At 63.1% G+C, this 21,300-nt stretch carries 18 protein-coding genes and 1 pseudogene; 12 read left to right on the forward strand and 7 right to left on the reverse strand.

The window, feature by feature from the left end:
• The first annotated feature begins 102 nt into the window (after positions 1–102).
• Positions 103–1,395 carry a GTP-binding protein gene (locus tag OKW30_RS18615; RefSeq protein WP_429347338.1) on the forward strand — a complete coding sequence of 431 codons (1,293 nt, stop codon included), beginning with the start codon at positions 103–105 and terminating at the stop codon, positions 1,393–1,395.
• 147 nt (positions 1,396–1,542) lie between these two features.
• Here OKW30_RS18615 and OKW30_RS18620 read toward each other — a convergent pair whose 3' ends face one another.
• Both OKW30_RS18620 and OKW30_RS18625 read right to left on the reverse strand, forming a co-directional pair.
• Entirely contained in the window at positions 1,543–1,821 is a 279-nt protein-coding gene (locus tag OKW30_RS18620; protein ID WP_018418891.1) for an HU family DNA-binding protein, read from the reverse strand.
• A gap of 18 nt (positions 1,822–1,839) precedes the next feature.
• The gene (locus OKW30_RS18625) at positions 1,840–2,013 is read right to left on the reverse strand and encodes a hypothetical protein (protein WP_429347339.1); all 174 of its coding nucleotides are present in this window, start codon (positions 2,011–2,013) and stop codon (positions 1,840–1,842) included.
• Between the two features lie 230 nt (positions 2,014–2,243).
• On the opposite strand from OKW30_RS18625, the gene mnmC reads away from it, so the two are divergent.
• The 7 genes from mnmC (at position 2,244) to OKW30_RS18660 (ending at position 11,594) form a co-directional block, all read left to right on the forward strand.
• Positions 2,244–4,211 carry a bifunctional tRNA (5-methylaminomethyl-2-thiouridine)(34)-methyltransferase MnmD/FAD-dependent 5-carboxymethylaminomethyl-2-thiouridine(34) oxidoreductase MnmC gene (mnmC, locus tag OKW30_RS18630; protein ID WP_429347340.1) on the forward strand — a complete coding sequence of 656 codons (1,968 nt, stop codon included), beginning with the start codon at positions 2,244–2,246 and terminating at the stop codon, positions 4,209–4,211.
• Positions 4,212–5,150: 939 nt separating this feature from the next.
• Positions 5,151–6,356: a cation:proton antiporter gene (locus tag OKW30_RS18635; protein WP_090802344.1), complete on the forward strand. Its 1,206-nt coding sequence runs from the start codon at positions 5,151–5,153 to the stop codon at positions 6,354–6,356.
• A gap of 87 nt (positions 6,357–6,443) precedes the next feature.
• The gene (locus OKW30_RS18640) at positions 6,444–7,559 is read left to right on the forward strand and encodes a YbdK family carboxylate-amine ligase (protein ID WP_184036839.1); all 1,116 of its coding nucleotides are present in this window, start codon (positions 6,444–6,446) and stop codon (positions 7,557–7,559) included.
• Positions 7,560–8,130: 571 nt separating this feature from the next.
• On the forward strand, positions 8,131–8,769 hold the full coding sequence (locus tag OKW30_RS18645) for a MarR family winged helix-turn-helix transcriptional regulator (protein WP_184069881.1): 639 nt from the start codon (positions 8,131–8,133) through the stop codon (positions 8,767–8,769).
• A gap of 142 nt (positions 8,770–8,911) precedes the next feature.
• Positions 8,912–9,625, forward strand: coding sequence for a glutamine amidotransferase (locus tag OKW30_RS18650; RefSeq protein ID WP_184069879.1), 714 nt, complete (start codon positions 8,912–8,914; stop codon positions 9,623–9,625).
• 109 nt (positions 9,626–9,734) lie between these two features.
• A complete protein-coding gene (locus OKW30_RS18655) occupies positions 9,735–10,847 on the forward strand; it encodes an NADH:flavin oxidoreductase/NADH oxidase (protein WP_184069877.1) in 1,113 nt (370 codons plus the stop codon).
• Positions 10,848–11,060: 213 nt separating this feature from the next.
• A complete protein-coding gene (locus OKW30_RS18660; RefSeq protein WP_018418882.1) occupies positions 11,061–11,594 on the forward strand; it encodes an SET domain-containing protein in 534 nt (177 codons plus the stop codon).
• 83 nt (positions 11,595–11,677) lie between these two features.
• Here OKW30_RS18660 and OKW30_RS18665 read toward each other — a convergent pair whose 3' ends face one another.
• Positions 11,678–13,192 carry a sensor histidine kinase gene (locus OKW30_RS18665; RefSeq protein WP_184069875.1) on the reverse strand — a complete coding sequence of 505 codons (1,515 nt, stop codon included), beginning with the start codon at positions 13,190–13,192 and terminating at the stop codon, positions 11,678–11,680.
• Positions 13,193–13,359: 167 nt separating this feature from the next.
• Positions 13,360–14,046, reverse strand: a complete 687-nt coding sequence (locus OKW30_RS18670; protein WP_013090980.1) for a response regulator — start codon at positions 14,044–14,046, stop codon at positions 13,360–13,362.
• A 149-nt stretch (positions 14,047–14,195) separates the two neighbouring features.
• Here OKW30_RS18670 and OKW30_RS18675 point away from each other — a divergent pair, with 149 nt between their 5' ends.
• Positions 14,196–14,420 carry a DUF3717 domain-containing protein gene (locus OKW30_RS18675; RefSeq protein ID WP_090802357.1) on the forward strand — a complete coding sequence of 75 codons (225 nt, stop codon included), beginning with the start codon at positions 14,196–14,198 and terminating at the stop codon, positions 14,418–14,420.
• Between the two features lie 155 nt (positions 14,421–14,575).
• Here the strand turns inward: OKW30_RS18675 and phhA are convergent.
• A pseudogene (gene phhA / locus OKW30_RS18680) lies at positions 14,576–15,154 on the reverse strand (phenylalanine 4-monooxygenase); the annotation flags it as partial.
• 150 nt (positions 15,155–15,304) lie between these two features.
• Here phhA and OKW30_RS18685 point away from each other — a divergent pair.
• Positions 15,305–15,796, forward strand: coding sequence for an Lrp/AsnC family transcriptional regulator (locus OKW30_RS18685; protein WP_184069873.1), 492 nt, complete (start codon positions 15,305–15,307; stop codon positions 15,794–15,796).
• 85 nt (positions 15,797–15,881) lie between these two features.
• Here the strand turns inward: OKW30_RS18685 and OKW30_RS18690 are convergent, their stop codons facing one another.
• Both OKW30_RS18690 and OKW30_RS18695 read right to left on the reverse strand, forming a co-directional pair.
• On the reverse strand, positions 15,882–16,418 hold the full coding sequence (locus OKW30_RS18690; protein WP_184036867.1) for a class IV adenylate cyclase: 537 nt from the start codon (positions 16,416–16,418) through the stop codon (positions 15,882–15,884).
• Positions 16,419–16,654: 236 nt separating this feature from the next.
• Entirely contained in the window at positions 16,655–17,554 is a 900-nt protein-coding gene (locus tag OKW30_RS18695; protein WP_187627453.1) for a LysR family transcriptional regulator, read from the reverse strand.
• A 145-nt stretch (positions 17,555–17,699) separates the two neighbouring features.
• Between OKW30_RS18695 and OKW30_RS18700 the strand changes: the two genes are divergently transcribed.
• Both OKW30_RS18700 and OKW30_RS18705 read left to right on the forward strand, forming a co-directional pair.
• Positions 17,700–19,253: a CoA-acylating methylmalonate-semialdehyde dehydrogenase gene (locus OKW30_RS18700; protein ID WP_429347341.1), complete on the forward strand. Its 1,554-nt coding sequence runs from the start codon at positions 17,700–17,702 to the stop codon at positions 19,251–19,253.
• Between the two features lie 139 nt (positions 19,254–19,392).
• On the forward strand, positions 19,393–21,108 hold the full coding sequence (locus OKW30_RS18705; protein ID WP_184069869.1) for a GMC family oxidoreductase: 1,716 nt from the start codon (positions 19,393–19,395) through the stop codon (positions 21,106–21,108).
• The last annotated feature ends 192 nt before the right edge of the window (positions 21,109–21,300 follow it).

The raw sequence follows: 21,300 nt of genomic DNA on the forward strand, positions 1-21,300 counted from the left end.
TGCACAATGCGGCTTCATGCTGCTGTCGCGCCGTCGCAGCGACGCCGACCATTTGGCCCCGCTCCCGACACGCCTTTCAATCCTCCCGTATTCCGTACCGCGATGAACCAGCCGCTATTGCCCATCACCGTGCTCTCCGGTTTTCTGGGCGCCGGCAAGACCACGCTCCTGAATCACATCCTCGCGAATCGCGCCGGTTTGCGCGTCGCCGCGATCGTCGACGATCTCGCCGCGGTCAATATCGACCCGACGCTCGTGCGCCAGGCGGCCGACCTGTCGAACGTCGACGAGCAGGTCGTTGAACTTGAGAACGGCTGTATCTGCTGCACGCTGCGCGGCGAGCTGCAAAACGAAATCCGTCGCCTCACCGGCGAAAATCGCTTCGACGCGCTCGTGATCGAATCGAGCGGCATCGCCGAGCCGATGTCGAGTGCCGAAACCATTACATTCGAGGGCCACGAAGGCGCGTCGCTCGGCGACGTCGCGCGGCTCGATACGATGGTCACGATCGTCGATGCGTTCAACTTCCTGCGCGATTACGCGTCGGCCGATGCGCTCGCCGAACGCGGCATCACGGTCGACGAAGACGACGACCGTACGATCGTCGAATTGCTGATCGAGCAGATCGAGTTTTGTGACGTGCTCGTCGTGAACAAGATCGATCTCGTCAGCGCCGGCGAGCTCGCGCGTTTGCAGCGCATCCTCGCACGCCTGAACCCGCGCGCGGTGCAGCTCGTGAGCCGCTTCGCCGACGTGCCGCTCGACCAGATCGTGAACACCGGACGCTTCGATTTCGACGAAGCGTCGAATGCGCCGGGCTGGCTCGCGGCACTCGAGCACGAGCACGGCGGTCAACACGGCCACATGCATCGCAGCGAAGCCGACGAATACGGCGTCGGCCATTTCGTCTATCGCGCACGCCGGCCGTTTCATCCGCAGCGGCTGTGGGAGCTGCTGCATCTGGAGTGGAAGGGCGTACTGCGTAGCAAGGGATTCTTCTGGCTCGCGACGCGCAACGATATCGGCGGTTCGCTATCGCAGGCCGGTGGCGCTTGCCGGCACGGTCCGGCGGGCATGTGGTGGGCTGCGCAGGATCGCAGCGAATGGCCGGCAGGCGACGACGAGCTGGCCGCCGAAATCGCCGCCGACTGGTACGGCGCGCCGGACGATACCAGCATCGGCGATCGTCGTCAGGAGTTCGTGCTGATCGGCGTGGATATCGACCCCGCCATGTGGCGCGCGAAGTTCGACGCCTGTCTGCTCACCGACGACGAATACGCGCTCGGGCCGCAAGCCTGGCAGCAGTTCCCTGATCCGTTCCCGGCGTGGGAGTTCGACGACCACGATCATGATGATGATCGCGGCCATCATCATCACGGGCACGGCGACGACTGAGAACATGGCGGACATGACCACGGCGAGAACGCGCATCGTCATGACTGAACGAAGCACGTCCCGCGCTTGAACCATATGCATGGACGAAAAAAAACCCGCCACTGGCGGGTTTTTCTCGCGGGTGTCAACTGCCCGGCAGGAATCTGCCTAGCGCTTGTTGACCGAGTCCTTGAACGCCTTGCCTGCCGTGAATTTGACGGTCTTGGCAGCCGGGATCTTGATAGTTTCGCCGGTCTTCGGATTACGACCCGTACGCGCTGCGCGCTTGCCCGAACCAAAGCTACCGAAGCCAATCAACTGGACCGCCTCACCCTTCGACACAGACTTCTTGATCACTTCAAGCAACGTGTCCAGCGTTTCACCGGTTTGAGCCTTGCTGGCGCCCGTCTGTCCTGCGACAGCGTCGATCAGTTCCTGTTTGTTCATTAAGGTTCCTTTCTGAGTTTAGGTTGATACGAACAGCGCGACCGCGCCGTCGAGCAGCTGCGGCCCTGATCCTGACGATCTCCCGCGCCGGACAAAACCCTGTTCGGCGGCCGTGCTGCCGCTCCCTTCGCGGCGCTTGCTATGATAGCGCAGCGCAAACCCAATCAGGATAAGGGTTTCGAGGAATTGCACGGTTTTCGGACCGTTCTTGCAAGGAAATCGAAATTTTGCCCCTCAGCACCCCCTAAACGAGGGCTGGAACCCAGTCCTGGCGGGGGTTAGCGTTGGTTTTTGCCAACGCAGCAAAGCGTCTAAATGCGTCCTGATGGGTCTTTTACGGCGACTCGCGCGCAGCGCGCGCCGGCTCGAACCATCGAACCCGCTCTTTCGAGCGACCTTTTGAGCGTGTTTTCCCGTCGCGCATGACCGATCCGCTGATCCCCGCCGTCCTCGCTTTCCGCGACAACGGCAGCCCCTTTTCACCACACTACGACGACATCTATCACAGCGCCGTCGGCGCGCTCGAGCAGGCTCACTACGTCTTTCTGCGCGGCAACGAATTGCCCGAAAGATGGCAGAGCCGCCGTACGTTCACCGTGCTCGAAACCGGCTTTGGCATCGGCATCAACTTTCTCGTCACGTGGGCCGCATGGCGCGCCGATCCGGCTCGCTGCGAGCGGCTGCATTTCGTGTCGACCGAGAAGCATCCGTTTAGCGCCGCCGATCTGCGCCGCGTTCACGCAACGACGATCTCCGATCCGCTGATCGCCGGGCTCGCGAACACGCTCGCGAACGCTTGGCCGATGCTCGTGCCCGGCACGCACCGGCTCGAATTCGAAGGCGGCCGCGTCGTGCTGACGTTGATCTTCGCCGATGCGCTCGACAGCCTGCCCACCTTGCGGCTGCGTGCCGATGCGTTCTATCTGGATGGCTTTGCGCCCGCGAAAAATCCAGAGCTGTGGAGCCCGACGATCTTCAAGGCGCTCGCGCGCGTCGCGGGCGATGACGCGACCTTCTCCACCTATAGCAGCGCGGGCGACGTCAAACGCGCATTGACGCAATGCGGCTTCGAGTATCGCAAGGTCGACGGCTTCGGCTGGAAACGCGCGATGCTGGTCGGCCGCTTCGCGCCGCGCTGGCGTGTGCGCCGTTATGAGCCGCCCGCGCCGTTCTGGCACGACGAACGACACGCGGTCGTGATCGGTGCGGGACTGGCCGGCTGCGCGGTGATCGAGCGGCTTGCGGCGCGCGGCTGGCGCGTGACTTCGCTCGAACGGCATGCGTCGGTTGCACAAGATGCGTCTGGCAATCCAGCCGGCGTATTTCACCCAATGATTTCGCGCGACGACAGCGTCGCGTCGCGCGTCACGCGGGCGGGCTTTCTGTACGCGCTCAATCGTTGGGCAGCGCTCGAAAGTGCAGGGCATCGGCTCGCGCGCGGCGATCGCGGTCTGCTGCAGATCGCCGCGGACGACGACGAGGCGCGCGCAATCGGCGAGGCCATCGGCGCGTTCCGCTATCCGTCCGACTACGTGACGCCGGTGTGCGCGTCCGATGCCGAGCGACTCGCCGGCGTGCCGCTCGCGCGTGGCGGCTGGTTCTTTCCGCGCGGCGGCTGGATCGATCCGGCTTCGCTGTGCGCGGCGCAATTCGCATCGGCAGGCGGCTTGCTCGAACGACGCTTCGGTGTCGACGTCGCGCGGCTCGAACGTTCCGGCGATCAGTGGACCGTCTTCGATATCGCGGGAAAGGTAGTCGCTCGAGCGCCGGTCGTGATCGTCGCTGGTGCGCATGAAGCTGCGCGCATCGCTGGCTTGCGTCATGCGCCGACACGCAGCATTCGTGGTCAGTTGAGCTTGCTGCCGGCGGGTGCCGTCGCGCCGCTTGCGCTGCCGGTGATCGGCGAGGGCTACGCCGTGCCGCTCGCGAACGATGTCACGCTGACAGGCGCGACCTATGAACTCGACGACCCCGACAGGTCGCTGCGCACGGACGGTCATCGCGAGAATATCGAGCGCGTCGCGCAGATGTTGCCGTCGTTCGCAAGCGCACTCGATGCCGCGCCGCTGACCTCGCTCGCCGGACGCGTTGCGTTTCGCTGCGTGAGCTCGGATCGCATGCCGATGATCGGCCAGCTCGCCGACGAAGCCGCTGCCGCCCGCGATGCTGCCCGCCTGCGCGGCGCATGGCCGCTCGATCTGCCGCGTCTCGACGGTCTGTACGGCGCATTCGCTTATGGTTCTCGCGGGCTGGTGTGGGCCGCGCTCGGCGCTGAACTGATCGCCTCGCAGCTCGAAGGCGAGCCGTGGCCGCTCGAACGCGATCTCGCCGAAGACATCGACCCTGCGCGCTTTCTGCTGCGGTCCTTGCGACAGGGAACGATCGGTTAGCCGGCTTCGACCATTGCGAAGTTATCTCTGCGCCCGGCACGTTAACTCCGCCCGCCCTGTAAACCCGGTTCCGGCTTGTCCACTGCGACCTGTGGATAACCGCGCGGTTAACCGGCGCAAGTCGTGTGGAACCGTTGTGGACGTAAACGGGGTAACTGGGACATCGCGAAAAAGTGCGAAAAGTTGCTCGCGTATACCGGCAGCCGCCGCACATGCTGTGCATCCGGTTATGCGGCCGGGAACTCGATGATTTGTTTCGGTAAACATAGGTTATCCACAGAAACCGAGGCAGCTTGTTAACTGTTACTACGTATACATACGGTAAACCAGTAAACAGCAAAGACGGGGGCTAACGCCCCGCCTATCGGGCTAGCTGAGTTTCGTTCGAGTTCGCGTAAACCGGATCGCTCGACGCGCTGCGTTAACGACAAAACCGCGCATCGAAATCACCGACGCGACGGTAACGCCCGAGAGCGGATTCGCCGTTCGCGACGTGGTCGAAACTGATGCGATACCTCGAAAAAAGGTCGCTTTTTCCGTTCGCTGGGAAAATAACGTTCTTTTTTACCGTTTTGCCTGCGAGTTAACGTCTTTTCGGTTAACCCGGAAAAAGCTATGGCACAATCCCCGTTTTTCCGCGTCGTGCCACAGCAATGACGGCACGCGCAGCAATGGAACGGTGCCGGTCAAACAGAATCTGATTCACGGTCGACGGCGTTCCTTCAGCGTGCCTGTTGCTACTGCCGCATCCCGTGTATGTGCCCGACTCCGTGCGGTTCTTCGCGGCCCTGGCGCATGCCGATCATCCGATCATTGAAACCTCGCAACGCTGATTTCGCGAAGCGCTTGCGACAACGTGCGCTCCCCGTGCGCTCGTGACGGCGTGCGTGTGCGCCGGTTCGTGTCGTCTGCCGTTGCTGCCAAGGAGAACCCATTACGATGAATTCGGCGTTTTCGTTTTTGCCAGCGTGGCCGCTTTCGCCCGACGCCATTTTCTGGGCGGGTCTTGCATTGCTTGCCGCCGGTCTGTGCGGCGAGCTTTGCTATCGCGCGTGGCGTTTACCGCGCATTTCCGGCTATGCGGTGATCGGACTCGTGGCCGGCGCGGCAGGCTTTGGCGTGATCGATGCGGATTCTGCGAGCGCCGCGCGGCCGCTGCTCGACGTCGCGCTCGGCCTGTTGCTGTTCGAACTCGGCAGCCGGCTCGATCTGCGCTGGATCCGCCGCAATCCGTGGCTGATTCTGTCGAGCGTCGCCGAAGCCACGCTGACTTTCGTGCTGGTGCTGCCCGTGTTGCTGTTTCTGCACGTGCCGCTGATGGTCGCGACCGTACTCGCCGCGATCGCGATGGCGACATCGCCCGCGATGGTGATCCAGCTCAAAACCGAACTACGCGCGGAAGGCCAGGTCACGCAGCGTCTTCTGACCTTGACCGCGCTGAACAGCATGTACGCGGTCGTGATCGAAAAGCTCGTGTCGAGCTGGCTGCATCAGGAGGTTTACGGCAACGTGTTCGCGACCATCCTGCAGCCGTTGTACCTGCTGGTCGGCTCGCTCGTGCTCGCGTATCTGCTCGCGCGCACCTGCACGTTCTTCTATCGGCGCCTGAACATGCAGGACGAGCATTCGTTCGTGGCGCTGTTCGGTCTCGTGCTGCTCGCGATCGCGATCGCGCATCTGTTCAAGCTGTCGACGATTCTCGCGCTGCTCGCCGCGGGCATCATCGTGAAGAATCACGAAGTGCGTCCGCAGTTGTGGCCAGAGCATTTCGGCACCGCGGGCTGGCTGCTGACGGTGATCCTGTTCGTGCTGACGCTGACGTCGTTCGAATGGAAGCACATCGCGTTGGGCGGAGTCGCCGCGCTGGGTCTGATCGTTGCTCGCCTCGTCGCGAAGCTGGTCGGCGTGCTGGCGTTCGCGAAGCCGAGCGGGCTGAACTTGAAGCAGGGCATCGCGCTCGGCCTGTCCTTGTCACCGATGTCGGCGCTCGCGTATCTGCTCGTCGACGACACGTACAACCTGTATCCGAACTTCGATCCGCAGCTGCGCGCAATCGCTATGTGTTCGATTTTCGTGCTGCAGATTCTCGGGCCGTGGCTCGTCTATCGCAGCCTCGCGCTCGTCGCCGAGCGGCGCGAGGGGTAAGCGTGAAACGCGCATGGGCTGCCGTGCGCGTTTCACGAACCCGTCTTTCAATTCCTTCGCCTCAAACGACCTGACTCAGGGGACGCCATGTCACTCGAACCCTTCATCGACTCGAAACCGTTCACGTTCGGTATCGAGCTCGAAATGCAGATCGTCAATACGCACGACTATGATCTGACCAAAGCCGGCACGGATCTGCTGCGCCTCATCAAGGACGAAAAAATCCCCGGCAATATCACGCCGGAAATCACCGAAAGCATGATCGAGCTGTCGACCGGCATCTGCACGTCGCACGAACAGGCGGTCACCGATCTGCGCAAGATTCGCGACACGCTGGTGTCCGCGGCCGATCATCTGAACGTCGGTCTGTGCGGTGGCGGCACCCATGCTTTCCAGCAATGGAGCGAGCGGCAGATCGTCGATACGCCGCGCTTTCAGTATATTTCCGAGCTATACGGCTACCTCGCGAAGCAGTTCACCGTGTTCGGCCAGCACGTGCACATCGGTTGCCCGAATCCGAACAGCGCGCTGTATCTGCTGCATTCGATGTCGCGCTTCATCCCGCATTTCATTGCGTTGTCCGCTTCGTCGCCTTTCGTACAGGGCGTCGATACCGGATTTCATTCGGCACGTCTGAATTCCGTGTTCGCGTTTCCGCTGTCGGGCCGCGCGCCGTTCGTGCTGACGTGGGACAGCTTCGAGGAGTATTTCTCGAAGATGGTCCATACGGGCGTGGTCAACAGCATGAAGGATTTCTACTGGGATATCCGTCCGAAGCCGGGCTTCGGCACGATTGAGGTCCGGGTGATGGATACACCGTTTTCGGTGGATCGCGCCGCGGCGATCGCCTGCTACATCCAGACGCTCGCGCGTCATTTGTTGCTCGATAAGCCGATCATGCCGCAGGAAGACGACTATCTGGTCTACACGTTCAACCGTTTCGAAGCCTGCCGGTTCGGACTCGGTGGCACCTGCATCAATCCGCAAACCGGTGAACGCAAGACGATTTCCGAAGATATTCTCGAAACGCTCGAACAGATCGGACCGCATGCGGAAGCGCTCGGCTCGGTGAATGCGCTGGCCGAAGTCGGCGCGATCGCGCGCGGTCAGGTCAACGACGCGACGTGGCTGCGCAGTGTGTTTGCGCAGGAAAAGTCCTTGCACGAAGCGGTACGCCAGCAGTGTCTGCAATGGCGCGCCTAGTCGCGAAGACTTCATGAAACCGTTTGCGTGCGCCAGCTACGCGACGTTCCGACGAAACCCGCCGCGTGCGGGTTTTTTTTCGTAAGAAAAATTTTTATGGTTTTTCGCGCGCGCAACCCTTCAGGTTTTTCGAAAGCTTACGTATACCAGCGTAGTAGTCGTAAGCAGGCATTGCCAAAGGCTGTGGACAACTGAATAATTTCCTGCAAAGTCAATGCACTGGGGAAATGATAACTGGGCTCGTAAAACGGGCTCCGGCCACGCCTGGCAAGCGCAACCGAGGAAACGTTCAACACGCTGCAAGTGCTTGTTGCAAAACGGTACACAGGCTGTCCAAACGTTTTCCCGTGCTTATCCACAGCTCGCGTTGGATAAGTTAGCTGTACGATTAGCCGCTGTCGCATAGAATGTCGTTTTTCGCCGCCTTCGGCTTCCAAGACGGTGTATTTTTGAGATAGTACAAACGGTTTCATCCGCGGTTGGACGAAGCTACCCCACACACGCAACGGGTGTACTCCGGCAGGCAGCCGCCGGCATTGCACCAAAGCGGTAAATAAACGAATCGAAGATTATGAGCGAAGGCGTATACGGAGAACAGGCAGCCGGGCGAGTGACCCACAGCCTCTTGCGATTGAGCACGGCGATGCGAAGCCAGGCTTGGGAATGGGCGGAAGGCGCGGGCCTTACGCCGACCCAGGGCGAGATCCTCGTGCTGTTGATGCAACGTAAGGGGCCGATGCGTCTCGGCGAAATCGCGCGTGAAACGGCGCTGACTGCCGCGACCACCAGCGATGCGGTCAGCACGCTCGAGACCAAGGGCCTCGTCGAAAAGCGTCGCGCACTCGACGACGGTCGCGCGCTCGCGGTACGTCTGACCTCGCGTGGCCGCACTGCTGCCAAACGCGCCGCGCAATGGCCGGACTTCCTCTCGAAGGCGGTCGGTACGCTGCGCGAGGACGAGCAGTCCGTGTTCTATCGCACGCTGCTCAAGACCATCTATCAGCTCGAAGCGCAAGACACGATTCCGTCGCATCGTATGTGCCTGAGCTGCACGCATTTCCAGCCGAGCAAGAATCCGAAGAAGACGCCGCATCACTGCGCGCTGCTCGACCTGAACATGTTGGACACCGATGTGCGTCTCGACTGCTCCGTGCATGAAACGGCGGACGTCGCCACCCAGAAGAAGACCTGGAAGATCTTCGCCCAATAACCGGCGTCTTCCTGGGCAATCCGCTAACATGGCCTGGCCGGCGACGGCGGGCGGTATGCGCCGCCTGCTTGCCGGCTGGTGCCGTGCAAGGATAAAGTCGTTGGCGGCAGGTCGTTAGTCAACCTGAAGATAGGGCAGGCCGATGAATCGGGAAGTACTCGCCATCCGCCATGTGCACTTCGAGGATCTGGGCAGTCTCGAGCTCGTGCTCGGCGAGCGCGGGCGTCCGGTCCGTTATCTCGATGTGGGCGTTGCCCGTATCGAGGCGCCCAATCCGGTTGCCGCGTCGCTGATGGTCGTGCTGGGCGGCCCCATCAGCGCTACCGACGACGCGCTGTACCCCACGCTCGCGCCGCTGCTGTCGTTGATCGAAAAACGCATCGCGGCCGGTCTGCCGACACTCGGTATCTGCCTTGGCGCACAACTGATCGCGCGGGCGCTCGGTGCGCGCGTCTACCCCGCGGCTCAGGCCGAACTCGGCTGGACGCCGCTCACGCTGACCGATGCCGGCCGCGCCTCGCCGCTGCGTCATCTCGATGGCGCTCATACCTCGATGCTGCATTGGCACGGCGACACCTTCGATCTGCCGGCCAACGCGACCCGTCTGGCATCGACCCCGGCTTGCGAGAATCAGGCCTTCGCATGGGGCGATCACGTACTGGGCTTGCAGTGTCATCCCGAGATCCGCACCGATCGGTTCGAACCTTGGCTGATAGGGAATGCGAACGAACTCTCGGGCCACGGCATCGACGCGCGTCAGTTGCGCGCCGACACCGGCCGATACGGTCCCGTGCTCGAAGCCGCCGCGTGCCGCATGTTCGGCGAATGGCTCGATCACGTCGAGACGCAAGCCTGAATGGCTAGCCGAATGGCGACGTAAGCGGCCAGCCAGGTGCCACGTTCATGCAGTAAACCGCGTGCGGTGCTATCCTCGATCGCTCTCGGGCTTTCACTGGGCGTAATCCATGAGCGCGCTTTTCTCTCCGCTCACGCTGCGTAGCGTGACGCTTCCCAATCGTATCGTCGTCTCCCCAATGTGCCAGTACTCCGCCGAACGCGGCGAAGCGACCGCATGGCACATGATTCACCTCGGCGGTCTCGCGCTGTCCGGCGCGGGCATGCTGTGCATCGAAGCAACCGCCGTCGAGCCGGACGGGCGCATCACCCCCGGCGATCTCGGCTTGTGGGACGACGCGACCGAAGAGGCGCTCGTGCCGGTGCTGGCCGCGATCCGCAAGCATTCGCACGTCTGCGTGACGATGCAACTGGCGCACGCAGGCCGCAAGGCATCGAGCCACGTGCCGTGGGAAGGCGGCCAGCTGATTTCGGTGTCGCAAGGCGGGTGGCTGCCGCATGCGCCGTCGGCGCTGCCGCACAAGCCGGGCGAGGAGCCGCCGCTCGCGCTCGATGTCGTCGGCCTGAACCGGATTCGCGAGGCGTTCGCCGCGTCCGCGCGGCGCGCCGCGCGTCTTGGCATCGATGCGCTCGAAGTGCATGCCGCCCATGGCTATCTGCTGCATCAGTTCCTGTCGCCGATCGCCAACCAGCGCACCGACGACTACGGCGGCTCGGTCGAAAACCGCATGCGTTTTCCGCTCGAAATCTTCGACATCGTGCGTGCCGCATTTCCTGCCGACAAACCGGTCGGCGTGCGCGTGTCGGCGACGGACTGGGTCGAAGGCGGCTGGACGCTCGAAGACACGATCGCGTTTGCACACGAGCTGGAAAAGCGCGGCTGCGACTGGATCGACGTGTCGTCGGGCGGTGTCTCGCCGCTGCAGCAAATTCCGCTCGAGCCGGGCTATCAGATTCCGTTCGCGAAGGCGGTCAAGCACGCAACCGGTCTGACGACGATCGGCGTCGGACTCATCACTGATCCGCTGCACGCCGAGCAGCTGATCGAAACGGGCGATGCCGATCTGATCGCGCTGGCTCGCGCGCTGCTCTATAACCCGCGCTGGCCGTGGCACGCCGCCGCTAACCTCGGTGCGACCGTCGAAGCGCCGCCGCAGTACTGGCGTTCACAACCGCGTGAGCAGAAAGCGCTGTTCGGCGACATTTCGTTTGGTCAACGGTGACGCCCGTCGCACGTTGAACGAACGCATCGGCTGACGGTTGAAGGAAGCCGTGGACAACGTGTAGGATGCCGGTTGTGGCGCGGTGCGCGTCGCAAGTCGACGCGGCGCTTTCAGGGCGCCGCGTTTGCTATTCGCGTCAGAAAAAAGCCGCGCGCACGACGTGCCTGACGATTGCCAGATTTGATTCCCCAGTTCTTCACAAGGATTCATTCAATGAATTCACGCAGGATCGCCGTGCGCCGTTCGGGTGTGCACGGCAAAGGCGTGTTTGCTCTCGAACCGATCGCGGCCGGCGAGCGACTGATCGAATACAAGGGCGAGCGGATTACCTGGAAAGAAGCGTTGCGCCGCCATCCGCATAATCCGGCTGAACCGAATCACACGTTTTATTTCGCGCTGGATAACGGCAAGGTCATCGACGGCAAGGTGAACGGCAATAGCGCGCGCTGGATCAATCATTCATGCGCGCCGAACTGCGAAGCCGAGGAAATCGACGGACACGTGTACGTGCATGCGCTGCGCGATATCGCGGAGGGCGAGGAAGTCTTTTACGACTACGGCCTCGTGATCGACGCGCGTCAGACGAAAAAGCTGAAAAAAGAATACGAATGCCGCTGCGGCGCGCGCAAGTGCCGCGGCACGATGCTGGCACCGCCGCAGAAGGGCAAGGGCGGCGGCAAGTCGGGTAAAGGCGCCGACAAGGGCGAAAAGTCGAGCAAATCGGCGAAGAAATCGAAGAAGAAATGAGCCGCGGGTCGGTGCGCGGCGGTAGCTGTTTGCGCTGATCGAAGCGCTGAGGCGAACGCCGCCGCGGCAGCCGGGCAAACCTTCTACAAATCGACCGGCGCCGAGTGCGCCGGTTTTTTCGTGGCGCGCCGTGCGTTGGCATCGTTGGCGGTGGCAGCGCCTGCGGACGCACCGGGCGGCAGCAACGGAATCCTCACGATAAAGCGTGCGCCGCCCTCCGGTGCGTCCTCGTAATGCACGCTGCCATGATGCAGCACCATGATGTCGTGGACGATCGCGAGGCCCAGACCCGCGCCGCTGTCGACGCCCGCCTCGGTCTGCCCGTCGCCGCGGAAGAATCGCTTGAACAGATCCGCCTGCTGCGAACGCGGCACGCCCGGCCCGTTGTCTTCGACGACGATCTCGGCCATGCGCAGATCGTCGATCAGCGTCTGCGAAACTGTGACCGTGATACGCCCGCCGTCGACCCGCGAAGGCGGCACATACTTCAGCGAGTTATCGAGCAGATTCGCGATCACTTCATGGAGCAGCACAGGGTTGCCGCGCGCCATCAGCGGGTCATCGTTGGACGGATCGTCGAGGCGCTGGAAGCCGAGATCCACGTGTACCGGTAGCGCGCGCGGCACCCATTCGGCGCCGGTGTCGAACGCGAGCGCGGCCATGTCGACATTGACGAAGCGGGCCGCCTGTTCGCCTGGCTCGGCGCGCGCGAGCGACAGCAATTGATTCGACAGCCGCACGGCGCGATCGGCCGCGGCGCGCAGTTCGCGCACGGCAGCGAGCGTCTGCTGCGGATCGCGTGCGACGACCGCCTGCTCCGCATGCAGCTTCACGGCGGTGAGCGGCGTGCGCAGCTGATGCGCGGCATCGGCGATGAATTTGCGTTGCGCGTCGAGGGCGGCTTTCAGACGATCGAGCAACGCGTTCAGCGCGCCCGTCAGCGGACGGATCTCGACCGGCACATAGGTTTCGTCGACCGGCTCGAGCGACGTGTGCGTTTGCCGGTTCAGCGAATCGGCGAGCGCGGTCAGCGGATTGAGCTGCTGATTGACGACGCGCCACACGATCACCCAGCCGGCTAGCAGCAGCAGCAACAACGGCATCATGATCGCGATGAGGAACTCGGCGGCGATGCGGAAGCGGTGATGCACGGGCTGGCCGACTTCGACGACGATCGGATTACCGCTCGGCTGATCGACGCGCACCTGAGCGACCCGCACGGTCACGCCTTCGTGCTGCGTCTCGAACACGTAGGCGTAATGCATGCGGCGCACGTTGGTGCCTTGCAGCGGCAGATTGTGATCGCCGGCGATTTCGGTGTCGCCGGTGCTGATCCGGTAGACCAGATGTTCGACCGGGTCGGAGAACATCGCCTGCGCGAGCGGTGGCACCGTGATCGGCGCTTCCGGTCCGGCAATCTGGATCTGTTTGGAGATCGCGGTCGCGAGGTCCGCGAGCGAACGGTCGACCACGTGCTGCGTGTACTGCCATGCGAGCCAGTAAGCGATCAGGCCGCTCATCAGCGCGAGCAGCGACAGGGGAGCAGCGAGGCGCCGCAGCAGCGTGCGGCGCAGACTATTGGCGGCCGGCTGGTGCATGATCGAACGCGCGGGAAAGTTGTGACTGCGGTGGCAACTGAGGTAGTAATGGCGCGCGGCGCCTTGATACGGCCCGGGGCCCGGCACAAGGCGCCGCGGGCACAGCCGATGCGCGGCGCCGCTCCGGGGCCGTCAGGCCGCGACGCAATGCGCGGCCTTCACGACGATTATGCGGCCTGGCGAATTTCCTGCAACAGGTAGCCAAAGCCACGCACGGTGACGATTTCGACACGGCAGTTCTCGAGCTTCTTGCGCACGCGGTGCACGTAGACTTCGATCGCGGTATCGCCGAGGTCGCCGCCGAAGTGTGTCAGATGATCCTGTAGTTGCGCCTTGCTGACGACGCGGCCATGACGCAGCAGCAGCATTTCGAGCACCGCGAATTCGCGCGGCGACAGTTCGAGCGGTTTGTCGTCGTTGAAGATGCGGCGGTCGACGCCCGACAGCCGCACGCCGCCCAGCGACACTTCCGGACGCGGCATGTCACCGTGCGGACCGCTGCGGCGCATCACCGCGCGAATACGCGCTTCGAGCTCGGCCGGCTCGAACGGCTTCAGCATGTAGTCGTCCGCGCCCGAGTTCAGGCCTTGCACGCGGTCGTTCAGTTCGTCGCGCGCGGTCAGGATGATCACCGGCGTGTGACGGTTGCTCTGGCGGAAACGCGACAGCAGCGTCATGCCGTCGATGCCCGGCAGACCCAGATCGAGGATCACGAGTTCGTGGCGATTTTGCGTGAGGGCCTGCTCGGCAAAGATGCCGTCATGGACCATGTCGACGGTGAAGCCGGCTTGTTCGAGACTGCTTTGGATGCCGCGTGCGATGGGGCGGTCATCTTCGATCAGAAGGAGTCGCATGGATTTCGCTCAATTACAATGGGTTTAGGCGTTTGGGCAAGCGGTTCGCCGGGGCGCCTGCTACACAGCCAGCGTGCGAAGCGGCGGCAGACGCGCCACGAAGCAGCTGTCGAGCCGAATCGAAGCACCGTGCCAGCCATCACGAAGTCATGTCCGAGATCAGCATTCACGAACTGGAAGCCGCGATCAACTTCTGGCGCACCCGCTCACCTTCAAGCGGCGACGAACACGTTCTGTGCAAGGAGGCAAGCGCGCTCTCCAAACCGTATGCGCTGCTGATTGTACAGCGTCAGCAGTCGCTATCACTCGATCGTTTCGACCCGATTGCAAGGCAGGCTTGGGAAGCTTACGTTCAACTTAAGAATAGCCTGTAGAACTGAAGGTTTGCCTAGGGAATTGCCTGCATTGTCCTTTCATGGTCACCTGATTACGCGGCGAGTTATGCATAAACACGCATAAAGGCCCGTAATTATTTGTATTACATGGTAATCCCGTCGATGAATGCGGCAAGCGCGATGTCGCGTTCGGTCACGCCGTTCGGACTCGCGTCATCGCGGATCAGTCCGAACTCCACTGTGTACCAATAGAGCCGCGCGAGCAGCGGCAGCGCGCCCGCGTCATTGGCAGCGAGCGCGACGCGGCCGTACGCGTGCATGTAATCGGCGAACACCGGGTCGATCAACAACGGCACATGGCCGAACAGATCGTGAAAACAGTCGGGCTCCTGCAGGTAGTCGAGCTGGTCGGGGCGACGCATCCACCACGTGACCGGAAAGCGGCGATTCGCCAGATGCTCGAAAAATACCTGATCCGGTACGAGGCCAGGCACCGCGACGATGCGCCAGCCGGTTGCGGGCGTGAGCTTCGCGTTGATGTCTTCGAAGGACGGCACGCGCTCGGACGGCAGGCCGATGCGCTCGACGCCCGCGAGGAATTCATCGCAGGCACGGCCTTCGAGCAAGGCTGTTTGGCGCGCGTACAGTTGTCGCCAGACCGCATGGTCAACCGTGCCGTAGCGCGCAAGCGGCTGATCGATCGTAAAGTCGGCGCGGGTCTCGAGACCGGCGTCGAACTGTTCCTTGAGTTTGGCGGTGCTGGCGGTGGACATGGCGAGGCTGCTGTAACAAGACAGATTGCATGAGATCGGCGTATGCGAGTATAGAGCGGAGCACGTGCGGAAGGAGCGCAGGTTTCGCGTATATGCGGGTTGATATGCAATAATCATGCGTTAAATGACAAATTAATGCGGGATTTCGCTATGCTTGAACTCGACCACTTCGATCTCGCGCTGCTCGACGTGCTGCAGCGCTTCGGCCGCGCCACGCATCAGCAGTTGGCGGAGCAGGTGCCGCTGTCGCCGTCGCAGATCGGGCGACGCCTGCAACGGCTGGAACAGGTCGGCGTGGTGGATGGCTATCGCGTCGTGCTGCGGCCCGAAAAGCTTGGGCTTGGCGTCACCGCTTTCACGAGCCTGAAGCTGAAGCATCACGGCGATTCGATCATCGAGCAGTTTCAGCACCAGATCGACTTGCTGCCCGAAGTGCTCGAATGTCACGCGGTCGTCGGCGATGCCGACTATCTGCTGCGCATCGTCGCGCCGGATCTGAATTACCTGTCGACCTTCGTGATGAAGAAGCTGATGCGCGTGCCGGGTGTCGATAGCGTGCGCTCGAATATCGTGCTGACCACGTTCAAGCGCAATGGGCCGTTGCCGCTCGGGCATCTGGCGCCGGGGGCGGCGACGGTTTGAGGGTTCGAAGCCGTTGCCGGCAGTGCCGACTGACAGGAAGAGGGAGCCGCGCATGCCTTGCCGCGGCCCTGGGGTGACGGGATCTCTATGCCGCCCGCTGCGGCTCGTCGTCGGCATTCAGCAGATCGACATACGCGACCGGCACCAGATCCGCTTCCGATACGCCAAGGCGCTTGAACATCGCTTGTGCTTCCGCGTGGCCGCCTTCTTCGTCGTCGTCCTGCGCGAGCACCACTTCGAGTTCGACGAAATCGCCGAGACCGTCGACGCGATCCAGATGAATCCGCGTGCGCCCGCTCAGATATACGTGCCGCTCTTTCGAGACGATGCCGCGCGTGGTCAGCGCGGTCGCGAGCAGCGCATGCATCGCTTCGGGATTCGTCACCGGACTGCGCGTGTAGTACGACGCCTTCGGGCCGTCGCGGTCGTCGCGCTGATAGAAGATCAGCTCGGCCGGCGTGCCGTCGTCGAACTGGCGCAGCTTCAGGCGGCCGCGCGGCACGTCGTAGAAAAAGTCCTGCTGGCGGAAGATCAGCGGCGCGTCCGTCGCGAGCTGTGCGGCGCGCTCGCGCAGTTGGTCGAAATGCTGGGCGCGGGCTTTGATTTCGATGTTGCGTGCCATCTCAGGCTCCTGTGGATGGGGGAAGTGACCGGCGGCTCCGGAGTTGCTGGTGTTGCCGGGCGGAGGCCGCCGGGAAGGACGAAGCCAGGCGGAACGGAAAGCTGCGAGGGCGCTGCGCGAGCGCAAACCGACAATCTAGCAAAAATTTCGTGACGGAGCGGTTTCAGCTCGGCGGACAAGTGGGAGAGGGCGGGCATTAGCGAGGCTCATATCGCAACGCGTCAGACCGTCCCCGCTCAAATCGCCCACTGCTGTTCGATCAGCTTCAACGCCGCCGCGATCGCTGGCTCGTCCTTGCGCTCGTCGAGCGTGATGAAGCTCAGCTGCGTCGGCACCGTTATGCCATCGACGATCGTCAGCGCGTGCGCATGCGCCTCGGCGATCGCGGTTGCGTCGCGCGCAAGCGTGAGACCGACGCCCGATTTGACCAGATCGAGCATCGACGGCTCCTGGTCCACCTCGGCCACCTTGACCGGCTTCACGCCGGCTTCGCCGAAACAGCGCGACAGCAGCCGGTTGTGCGCGGACGCCGGCGGCGTCCAGATCCACGGCAGCGCCGCGAGCGAGCGCCAGTCTCGCGCACCCTTCACGCGATCTTTCCAGCCCGCCGGCGCGAGCACGCGATACTGGAAATGCGTGAGCGTGACCGCGTGAAACGTGGTGCCGTCGCGCGTCTCGTCGTCGGCGGGCAGGCCAATGTAATAGCCGACGTCGAGCTCGCCCGCGCGAATCTGTTCGCGCACCCAGCCCGACATGCCGTGGCGCAGCGCGGTTTCGATCTGCGGCCAGGTCTCGACGAGCTGCTTCAGGAAACCGCCGAGGCGCAAAAACTCGGGGTCGAGAATGGTGCCGATGCGCAGGCGCCCGCGTACTTCCTGGCGCAGCGTCTGCGCCGCCCGCTGCACGTCGGCTGCCGCGCCGAGCGCGCGTTCGGCGTGCGGCAGCAGCGCCTGGCCGTCGCGTGTCAGCGCGAGCCCGTGCGAATTCCGCGTGAACAGCGTCACGCCGAGCGTCTCCTGCAAGTGCTTGATTTGCAGGCTGACGGCAGGTTGGGTCAGATGCAGTTGCACCGCGGCACGCGTAAGGTTGCCCTCGCGTGCGACGGTGACGAAGGCCCTGAGGAGAGTCAGATCCATATGCTGATATTAGCGCGGCTTATGGCGCAGTTGAGCATTACTCATTGGATTTGTCGCTCGTAAGGGCCGTACGCTTGGTGTTCAGCACGCTTGTGCGCGCGGCATCGAGCGCGAAGCGGAAGATTTCACAGGAAAGAGGAACGAGATGAGCGAGACATATTCCGACGCAACCGCGCAGGACGAAGCCGCACGCAGCGCGGCGAGTGCACGCGCGCTGAGCCATTTCATCAACGGCAAGACGGTCGAAGGCACGAGCGGGCGCTTCGGCGACGTCTTCAATCCGGCGCTCGGCAGCGTCAGCGCGCGCGTGCCGTTCGCGAGCGTCGCCGAGGTGGACGCCGCGGTCGCTGCCGCCAAAGCCGCGTTTCCCGCCTGGAGCGAAACCGCGCCGATCAAACGCGCGCGGGTGCTGTTCAAGTTCAAGGAACTGCTCGACCGTCATCACGATGAGCTCGCGGAGCTGATCACGCGCGAACACGGCAAGGTGTTCTCCGACGCCAAGGGCGAGGTGATGCGCGGCATCGAGATCGTCGAATTCGCGTGCGGCATCCCGAATCTGCTGAAGACCGATTTCACCGATCAGATTGGCGGCGGCATCGACAACTGGAATCTGCGGCAACCGCTCGGCGTGGTCGCGGGCATCACGCCGTTCAATTTCCCGATGATGGTGCCGTGCTGGATGTTCCCCGTCGCGCTCGCGTGCGGCAACACCTTCGTGCTGAAACCGTCCGAACGCGATCCGTCCGCGTCGAACCGGCTCGCCGAACTGCTGAAGGAAGCCGGCCTGCCGGACGGCGTGTTCAACGTCGTGCACGGCGACAAGGTCGCGGTCGACGCGCTGCTCGTGCATCCGGAAGTCAGCGCGCTGTCGTTCGTCGGCTCCACGCCGATCGCCGAATACATCTACACCGAAGGCACGAAGCGCGGCAAGCGCGTGCAGGCGTTGGGCGGTGCCAAGAATCACCTCGTCGTCATGCCCGACGCCGATCTCGACCAGGCCGTCGACGCCCTGATCGGCGCCGCCTACGGCTCGGCCGGCGAGCGCTGCATGGCGATTTCGGTGGCGGTCGCGGTGGGGCATATCGCCGATGAGCTGATCGAGCGTCTGACGCCGCGCGTGAATAGCCTGAAGATCCTCAACGGCATGGAAGCGGCGGCCGAGATGGGGCCGCTCGTCACCCGCGCGCATCGCGACAAGGTGCTCGGCTATATCGACGCTGGCGTCGCCGCGGGCGCGAAGCTCGTCGTCGATGGGCGCGGTCATCAGGTCGCGGGGCACGAGAAGGGTTTCTTCCTCGGCGGCACGCTGTTCGACGACGTGTTACCCGACATGAAGATCTACCGCGAGGAGATTTTCGGACCGGTGCTATGCGTCGTGCGCGTGCCCGACTTCGCCTCCGCGGTCGAACTGATCAACGCGAATCAGTTTGCGAACGGCGTGTCGCTGTTCACGTCCGACGGCGGCATTGCACGCGCGTTTTCCCGGCAGATCGAGATCGGCATGGTCGGCATCAACGTGCCGATTCCGGTGCCGATGGCCTGGCATTCGTTCGGCGGCTGGAAGAAGTCGCTGTTCGGCGATCATCATGCGTACGGCGAGGAAGGCGTGCGGTTTTACACGCGCTACAAGAGCATCATGCAGCGCTGGCCTGACAGCATCGCGAAGGGCGCCGAATTCACGATGCCGGTCGCCAAATAAGCTGGCGGCTTTGCGCGGCATCAAGTCGGCAAGCGCGCCAGGAAAACAATAAAAGCGCAATAAAAGCGCTTCGCGGCGCACGCGTGGAAGCGATCGAGCAGCCACGCATGCGCCGCAAAAATGCTTAGGAGGCTAAACGATGAGTCATACCGACAGTACGCCTCGCGCCGCACGGCGACTCGAAGGCGAGTTCGACTACGTCATCGTCGGCGCGGGTACCGCCGGCTGCGTGCTGGCGAACCGGCTCACCGAAGATCCTGACATCCACGTGCTGCTGCTCGAAGCCGGGGGGAAGGACGACTATCACTGGATTCACGTGCCGGTCGGCTACCTGTATTGCATCGGCAATCCGCGCACGGACTGGCTGTACAAGACCCAGGCCGAGCCGGGTCTGAACGGCCGCACGCTGTCGTATCCGCGCGGGCGTGTGCTCGGCGGCAGTTCGTCGATCAACGGCATGATCTACATGCGCGGTCAGCGGGAAGACTACGACGAGTGGGCGCGTGTGACGAACGACAGGAGGTGGTCCTGGAACGCGGTGCTGCCGGTCTTCAGGCGCAGCGAGGATCACCACGGCGGCGCCAACGAAGCGCACGGCGCGGGCGGACCGTGGCGCGTCGAGAAGCAGCGCCTCAAATGGAAGATTCTCGAAGAGTTCGCGCAAGCCGCGCAGCAAACCGGCATCCCCGCCACCGACGATTTCAATCGTGGCGATAACACCGGTGTCGGCTACTTCGACGTCAACCAGAAGCGTGGCATTCGCTGGAATGCGTCGAAGGCGTTTTTGCGGCCCGCGTTGAAGCGGGAGAACCTCACTGTCATCACCGGTGCCCACACGCAGCGTGTCGTGTTCGATGGCCGCCGCTGCACCGGAGTCGAATATCGTGGCGGCGAGGTCGACTATCTCGCCAAAGCGCGTTGCGAAGTGATCCTTTCCGCCGGCGCGGTCAACTCGCCGCAACTGCTCGAATTGTCCGGTGTCGGCAATGGCGCGCGTCTGCAGAATCTCGGCATCGAGGTCGTTCAGGATCTGCGCGGTGTCGGTGAAAATCTGCAGGACCATCTGCAACTGCGCATGGCGTATCAGGTGCAGGGCGTGCGCACGCTGAATACGATGTCCGCGCACTGGTGGGGCAAGCTGATGATCGGCATGCGGTACGCGTTGTTTCAGAGCGGACCGATGTCGATGTCGCCGTCGCAACTCGGCGCGTTCGCGAAGTCCGACGCCGACGATCGCTCGCTGTCGCGACCCGATCTCGAGTATCACGTGCAGCCCTTGTCGCTTGATCGCTTCGGGGAACCGCTGCATCGCTTCAATGCGTTCACGGCTTCGGTGTGTCAGCTGCGCCCCACGTCGCGCGGCAGCATTCATATTGCGTCGGCCGATGCTTGCGCGCCACCGTTGATCGCGCCGAACTATCTGTCGACCGACTACGACCGCCACGTCGCCGCGAACGCGCTACGTCTGACGCGTCGCATCGTCGCGGCGCCCGCGCTCGCGCGCTATCAGCCGCGGGAGATCCTGCCGGGCCTCCAGTATCAAAGTGAAGAAGAATTGCAGCAGGCCGCGGGTGCGGTCGGCACGACGATCTTCCATCCGGTCGGCACCTGCCGCATGGGCACGACCGACGATCCCGCCGCGGTCGTCGACAACCGGCTACGAGTTATCGGAGTCGAGGGCTTGCGTGTCGTCGATGCGTCGGTGATGCCCAACATCACGTCAGGTAACACCAATTCGCCGACGCTGATGATCGCCGAGCGCGCCGGCGACATGATCCGCGAGGATCGTCGCGCGCGCGTGAGCGGCAGCATGGCCGCGCATACCGGTGTTGCCGCGTCGATGTCAGTTGTGTGACATGACTCGGTGAGCGCATCGGTCAGGTTTTTCGCCGCGTACGTGAAGCTTGTGAACCGCGCGTCACATATGCACGGCGCGGGCCTCGTTCCCTAAGTGCAAATCCCAATGATTGCGCTGCATCATTGGCGCGACAATGGCAGCCATGCTGCGTGCCACGCCATGGATTACCGTTCGGATTGGTGCAGCACG

The sequence above is a fragment of the Paraburkholderia sp. Clong3 genome, from assembly GCF_050436485.1.
GTDB classification, from domain to species: domain Bacteria; phylum Pseudomonadota; class Gammaproteobacteria; order Burkholderiales; family Burkholderiaceae; genus Paraburkholderia; species Paraburkholderia tuberum.